The 6,279-nt window shown below is 43.0% G+C and carries 7 protein-coding genes and 1 pseudogene; 3 read left to right on the top strand and 5 right to left on the bottom strand.

Annotated features, from left to right (window positions below):
* Nucleotides 1–161: 161 nt before the first annotated feature.
* The 3 genes and pseudogenes from Q0546_RS03570 to rpmB form a co-directional block, all read right to left on the bottom strand.
* A pseudogene (locus Q0546_RS03570) lies at nt 162–384 on the bottom strand (YdcH family protein).
* 271 nt (nt 385–655) lie between these two features.
* Nucleotides 656–1,786: a potassium channel protein gene (locus Q0546_RS03565; protein WP_298790595.1), complete on the bottom strand. Its 1,131-nt coding sequence runs from the start codon at nt 1,784–1,786 to the stop codon at nt 656–658.
* Nucleotides 1,787–1,807: 21 nt separating this feature from the next.
* Nucleotides 1,808–1,999 (bottom strand): 50S ribosomal protein L28, encoded by a 192-nt coding sequence (gene rpmB / locus Q0546_RS03560; RefSeq protein WP_002945979.1) that lies wholly within the window; start codon nt 1,997–1,999, stop codon nt 1,808–1,810.
* Nucleotides 2,000–2,211: 212 nt separating this feature from the next.
* Here rpmB and Q0546_RS03555 point away from each other — a divergent pair, with 212 nt between their 5' ends.
* The 3 genes from Q0546_RS03555 to Q0546_RS03545 are packed head-to-tail and all read left to right on the top strand — an operon-like array spanning nt 2,212 to nt 5,162.
* Entirely contained in the window at nt 2,212–3,570 is a 1,359-nt protein-coding gene (locus Q0546_RS03555) for an STAS domain-containing protein (RefSeq protein WP_298790592.1), read from the top strand.
* Between the two features lie 12 nt (nt 3,571–3,582).
* A complete protein-coding gene (gene rpe / locus Q0546_RS03550) occupies nt 3,583–4,230 on the top strand; it encodes a ribulose-phosphate 3-epimerase (protein WP_298790590.1) in 648 nt (215 codons plus the stop codon).
* The gene (locus Q0546_RS03545) at nt 4,227–5,162 is read left to right on the top strand and encodes a 3'-5' exonuclease (RefSeq protein ID WP_298790588.1); all 936 of its coding nucleotides are present in this window, start codon (nt 4,227–4,229) and stop codon (nt 5,160–5,162) included. Before rpe ends, Q0546_RS03545 begins: the two co-directional genes overlap by 4 nt.
* Before the next feature lie 171 nt (nt 5,163–5,333).
* Here the strand turns inward: Q0546_RS03545 and cysE are convergent, their stop codons facing one another.
* Nucleotides 5,334–5,879, bottom strand: a complete 546-nt coding sequence (cysE, locus tag Q0546_RS03540; protein ID WP_122863502.1) for a serine O-acetyltransferase — start codon at nt 5,877–5,879, stop codon at nt 5,334–5,336.
* Between the two features lies 1 nt (nt 5,880).
* The coding region (locus Q0546_RS03535; RefSeq protein ID WP_298790586.1) for a pyridoxal-phosphate dependent enzyme at nt 5,881–6,279 on the bottom strand (399 nt) is incomplete at its 5' end.

The following is a 6,279-nucleotide window of genomic DNA, read 5'->3' as shown; positions in this document are numbered from 1 at the left end:
GATCGCATTTCAAATTTAACGAATGAATTTAGTGTTGTCGCAGTGATTTTTTATTTTGATTTTGAGTCAAATTTGACAAAGTTTTTAGAAATATTTTTAAATAGTTAAAAAGATGAAATTTGAGGTAAAAACGGCGGCGCAAATCGTCCGCCGCTATTAAATTAAAGATTATTTTCTTTTTTATACTCGGCTAAAAAGGCGTAGATTTCGTCTTTTAGTCTGAGTTTCTCGCGTTTTAGAGCATCCACTTCGGCATCGTTATAGACATTGCCTTTTTGCATCTCGGCGATCTTTTCGTCTAGGTCGTTGTGTTTATCGAAAAGCGAAGTAAATCTCGCATTCGTGCCTTTTAGCTTAGTTAAGCTCTCTATCCTCATGAAACATCTTTGCTCCTTTAATTAAAGTTTGATTTAATTTTAGCGAATGTTATTTTAAGAGAGGGTTAAAAAGCGTCAAATTCGGAGCATTCCCTAAAATTTACGGTAGCTTAGTTTCGTCTCTAAATAGCTTAATTTTTTACGCTATTTAAATCCAAAAGATGCTTTTGTAAAATTTAAATTTTGGTAAGAGATCAAATCAATCCCTGATTTTAGCGTTAAATTTACGGCTATCTAGGTAAAGGCAAAATTAAAATACACATAAATCGTCTCAAATTTTAGACATATTTTAGCTCTTCCGGCTTATGTCTGCTTTTTATGACTCGTTTGGTTAGGCGTATCGACTCTCCCGTGCCGATAACTAGTAGCTTCGTGCCCGTGCCGATTAGCGTGTCGCCCTTTGGCATCGGGATAAATTTATTGTTTACGTCTTTGATGCCCACAACGTCAGCATTTGTTATGTTTCGTAAATTTGTTTCTTTTAGCCGTTTAAAGCGTACCCATGAGTAATCAGGCACCAAAATCTCCTCGATATCGATCGGCGAGTCTTGTTTATATAAAAACTGCTCAAGCAAATTTTCCATATCGGGTCGCACGCTCATGGCGCTAAGGCGCTGGGCAACTAGCTTTGATGGGCTCACGACGCTATTTGCGCCGAGTTTTTTTAGGCGCTCGGTATCGTCTTGGTTGTCGGAGTTCGTCATTATAAAATACGGTTTTTTGCGCCCGATCTCTTTTTCAAACAACCTTACGGTCGCGATAAGCGCGATGTTATCGGCGATATTAGAGCTTAGCGTGATCATACCTTTTGCACTTGAAAAATGCGTCTTTAAAAGCGCAGTTTGCGTGTGCGGCTGAGAGACGATATAGTATGGATACTTGTATTTTTCCGCGATTTCCGGCAGATCCTCGCGCGGATCGATAACGATGAAAGGAATATGATTTTCCCTAAATTCGCGGCTTAATTCCATTGTGTATTGGTTGTGATAGCAGATAACAAAGTGGTTTTTTAGTCTTGCGATCTTGTATAGCATTCGTCTTTCCTTTATGATCGCTACGAGCGCGCCTTTTTTTAAAACTTCGAGCATCAAACCCGTAGAAAACGTAAAAACGGCAAAGCCTAGCAAAATAAAAGTGATAGTAAAAATCCGGCCGGCCGGAGAAATAGGTGCGACCTCGGTAAAACCGACGGTCGTAAAAGTCATACCGGCCTGATAAATCGCGTCTATCAGGCTAAAACCATCGATCGTGACGTAACCCATCGCTCCGATCATCATCATCAAAACGACTAAGATGAGCGGTAAGCGAAACGGGCGAAGTTGTTCGTAAAGTTCGGTATTAAGACTAATTTGAGGTTTGGCGGAACTTGACCAGTTGAGGAATTTTAAAATCTTTCTAAACAAAGACAACTCCTCAAATTTGCGGTAATTTTAGCGCGACTGTTTTCTCATTGTTCTTAGCGTAGAAGCAGCTACTTTGATCTTTCTCGTAGTGCCGTCCTCTAGCGTAACGCGGATGGTTCTTAGGTTTGGTAAAAACCTTCTTTTTGTTCTGTTTTTGGCGTGGCTGACGTTGTTGCCTACCATCGGACCTTTACCTGTTATTGCGCATACTCTTGACATATTTGTTTCCTTAAAAATAAAAATTTCTGCTGATTCTATCCAAAATAAACAAAATAAAAGCTTAAAGCCGCTTTTACAAACGCGTTAGTTTTTAAACTGAATTTATGGATAAAAAAGCTAAAATAACAAAATTTAAACACGGTTAAATTTTAAAAAATTACCGGCTCGATTTACGTAAAAAATATCATTTTTTTAGGAAATTCTTTTATCTTATGAGATTAGATTTTAAAGACGACGTAGCTATATTTTATCCTTCCGGCTTTTTAGACGGCGATATCGATAAATACGAAATCAGCGACGCAAATATAAAATATCTACGCCAAAAAGCTCCGCGTCATATCCTAATATCGCTTAAAAATACCGTTTATTTTAATAAGGTAGGCTTTAATCTAATCCTTGAATCCGTCTCAAGAATAACAAAGGAAAGCGATGCGGACATAGGCTTTTGCGACTACAATGAGATAAAATTTAAAGCCCTAAAAAGAATGTCTAAAGACGTTTTAAATTTATCTTTTTTTGAGACGCTCAGCGTTGCGCTTTTATTTTGGGGGAAGTTTGAATCGGAAAACAAACAAATCATCGTTTTTAACGCCGATACCGAGCAAAAACGCCAGATTGCGCTAACATTATCAGGGCGCGGATACAAACCGGTTATCGCAAAAGACGAGGAAGAATTTAACCGTTTACATAAAGATTTCGAATGTGCCATCCGCCTCACCGATATAAAATCAAACAAGAAAGAATTATCCACTACCCTTAAAGAAAACGTCGTCGTTTACGAGATAAACGGCTTTATCGACTCGGAATTTGCAGACAAATTCGCTTATAAAAGTTTCCTACAATCGCTAAAAATCGGCTTTAAATTTTTTGTTTTTGATATGAAAAAATCAAGTTTTATAAATATTCACGGCGTATCCTTTTTGGCTAAACTTGCGATGGAATGTGCCGATAGCGGCGCAACTATAGCTATGTGCGGACTAAAAAAATCCAATGTCTCAAAAGCCTTACTTCATGATTTAGAGGACTGCGGGATACTACTTTACGATACGATCCAGGATTTTTTCAATGACGACGCGACGATAGAAGGCGGCGGCAGTACAGAAGACGAAAAACCTAAAAACATAACCAAAGAGTTAATAGATCTTTTACCGGATATCTTAAAAGTAGTGATGGACACGCTAGCGTCTTTGTCAAATTTGCCTATTTCTCGCAAGAGTACCGAGATAACAAATTTTAGCTGCGACGAGGAGAAATTTTGCATGGGCTCGGTAGCGTTTTACGGCGAGACAAATGCAAAATTTATACTCTGCGTCGAAAAAAACGCCGTTTATAAAATCTGCAAAATTTTACTTCAAGAAGGTAGCGACGCAAGCATGATCGAGGCCTATGCAGACCTGCTTAGCGTTATATCCGACCGCATCGAAGCGTGGTTAAAGAGTCAAAAGATAGAGGCGAATTTCACCTTGCCGCACGTCTTTGAAGAGATTAAAGACGAAGACAAAAAAAACAAAGGCGCCCTCGTGCGACTCGATATAGACGGCATGGACGCGATATTTTTTCTAAGCAAATAAAAGGATAATAAAATGTATGTAGCACCGAGTATTTTATCGGCTGATTTTGGAAATTTAAGAGCCGAGATCGAGGCCATCTGCGAGGCTGGCGCCGATCTTGTGCATGTCGACGTGATGGACGGGCATTTTGTGCCAAATTTAACCATCGGCCCGGTGGTGGTAAATGCCGTCGCAAAAGCCGCCACAAAGCCGCTAGACATCCACCTAATGGTGCAAAATAACACCTTTTTTGCCGATCTTTTTTTACCTCTGAAGCCTAAATTTTTAAGCTTTCACATCGAGGAGGAAAAGCATCCTTTGCGTCTAATCGATCACATCCGCAGCCACGGCACTGGACCTGCAATCGTACTAAACCCGCACACGCCGATATCGGCGATCGAGCACATCGTAAACGAGGTCGACATGGTGCTTTTAATGAGCGTAAATCCAGGGTTCGGCGGGCAAAAATTTATCCCTTCGGTACTTGAAAAAGCCCGCAGCTTACGCGAAATGATCGAGCGCAAAAACGCAAAATGCATGATCGAGGTGGACGGCGGCGTGACGGGACTAAACGTCGCGCAGCTCGATGAAGCGGGCGTAGATATCGTCGTGGCGGGCAGTTATATATTTTCGTCAAATTCATACGAGCACTCTATCCGCTCGCTAAAGCTCGAGTTTTGAACCAAGATTTCGAAGCCCTACTCGCCGTCATCGCCAAACGAAACATAGCCTACGCGGACTTTGTCGCCGCAACCAAGCAAATGGACGAATACTCCGAGCTTTTCGACGTTCGCGACGTGCAGATGTGGCGCGCGCTTGGGCTTGACATAACCCGCACCGCAAAAAACCAAATCGAGCTAAAAACGCGGCGCAATGAAATAAAAGATCAAATTTTTTGCGTCGTGGATATAGAAACTAGCGGCGGCATAAATAGTGGCCAGATCATCGAAATCGGCGCGCTAAAGCTACAAAACGGAGAAATAATCGGCAAATTTGAAACATTCGTGTACGCGCCCTACGTCCCGGAAAATATCAGCGAACTAACGGGAATCACCGCAGAGCACCTAAAAAACGCACCCAGCCTAGCCTTCGTCATGGAGCAGTTTAAAGTCTTTTTAGGTCAGAGCGTTTTTGTGGCGCACAACGTTCGCTTTGACTACGGCTTTATTAGCGCGACGCTGGAGGCACTAGGATACGGCAAGCTACTAAACCGCAAGCTCTGCACGATCGATCTAGCCCGCCGCACCATCGCCTCGCCAAAATACGGCCTAGGAACGCTAAAAGAAATTTTAGGCATCGACAATACCCACCACAGAGCTCTTAACGACGCTATCGCGGCTGCTGAAATTTTTAAACACTCCCTGCAAAAACTCCCAAGCGAAGTAAAAACGACCGAGGATCTAATAGAGTTTAGCAAATCGGCTAAAACGATGAAGCGACTAAAAATCACAACGAATGAAGCCGGCGAGTCGGTCAAATTTGACGACGCTGTGCAGACTGATAAATTTGACGATAATAAAAATTTGAGCGCCGCGAATGTTGCGCGAAATTTAAACATCGGCAGTAAAACACAAAAAGTAAAAGAGCCTAAACTCCCGATATTTGATGAGTAAATTTAACTAAATTTGCCGTAGTTAAATTTGATAAATTTAAAGCCAAATACAAACTCGCAAAAGCATCCGCTGCCTCTGCCTGCCCTATAAAAATCTTACAAATTTTCAAATTTAACAGAATAAAAAGAATAATTTTATAAAAATAGCAGCCTAGATCGGCGCAAATTTAACCTACTCGCCGACTCGCTCGCCGTTTATACGCACGATCCTAGCGGGGATGCCTACAACCGTGGCGTTATCGGGCACGTCTTTTAGCACTACCGAGTTTGCGCCTATTTTGGCGTTTTCGCCGATTAGGATATTTCCCAGCACCTTTGCACCGGCTGCTATCGTGACGCCGTTTTTTACGGTCGGGTGGCGCTTGCAGCACTCTTTGCCCGTGCCGCCTAGAGTTACTTGATGATAGATCAGCACGTCATCTCCCACCTCAGCCGTCTCGCCGATAACCACGCCCATGCCGTGATCGATAAAAAGCCGCCTGCCGATCTTGGCGCCCGGATGTATCTCGATGCCCGTTAAAAAGCGCGACATCTGCGAAACGAAGCGCGCCGTAAATCGCCAATTTTTAACATGCAAAAAGTGCGCGAATCTATGAAAAAAGACGGCATGGATGCCCGGAGTATTGACGAGGATCGCCCCGTAGCAGCACGAGGCTACCGACGGGTCCTTTTCTCGCACGGTCGCGACTAGCTCGTTTAGCTCAGCTATCAGTCCCAAATCACGCCTCGTAAAGCGGAGTACTAAGATATCTCTCGCCGTTATCGGGAGCTATGAAAAGCACCTTTTTGCCCTTACCTAGCCTCTTTGCGACCTTCACCGCAGCCGCCAGAGCCGCACCGCCCGAGATACCCAGCAAGATACCCTCCTCTTTAGCCAGCTTTCTAGCCGCCTCAAAGGCCTCGTCGTTATCCACGCGCTCTATCTCGTCGATGTAAGCGGTATCAAGCGTAGCCGGGATAAAGCCCGCTCCTATGCCCTGGATCTTATGAGGGCCTGGTTTTTCGCCGGAGATCACGGCGGAGTCGTTTGGTTCGACGGCGACGATTTTAGTCTTATAGCCTAGATAAACGAACAAAACAAATAAACTGAGAATAGAATGAATTTTAAAAAACTTTTC

Origin of the sequence: uncultured Campylobacter sp., from assembly GCF_937997465.1 — a bacterium.
In the GTDB taxonomy this organism is placed as follows: Bacteria; Campylobacterota; Campylobacteria; order Campylobacterales; family Campylobacteraceae; genus Campylobacter_A.
The sequence above is the reverse complement of the archived record's forward strand: the minus strand, read 5'-3'. Positions and strand labels throughout refer to the sequence as shown.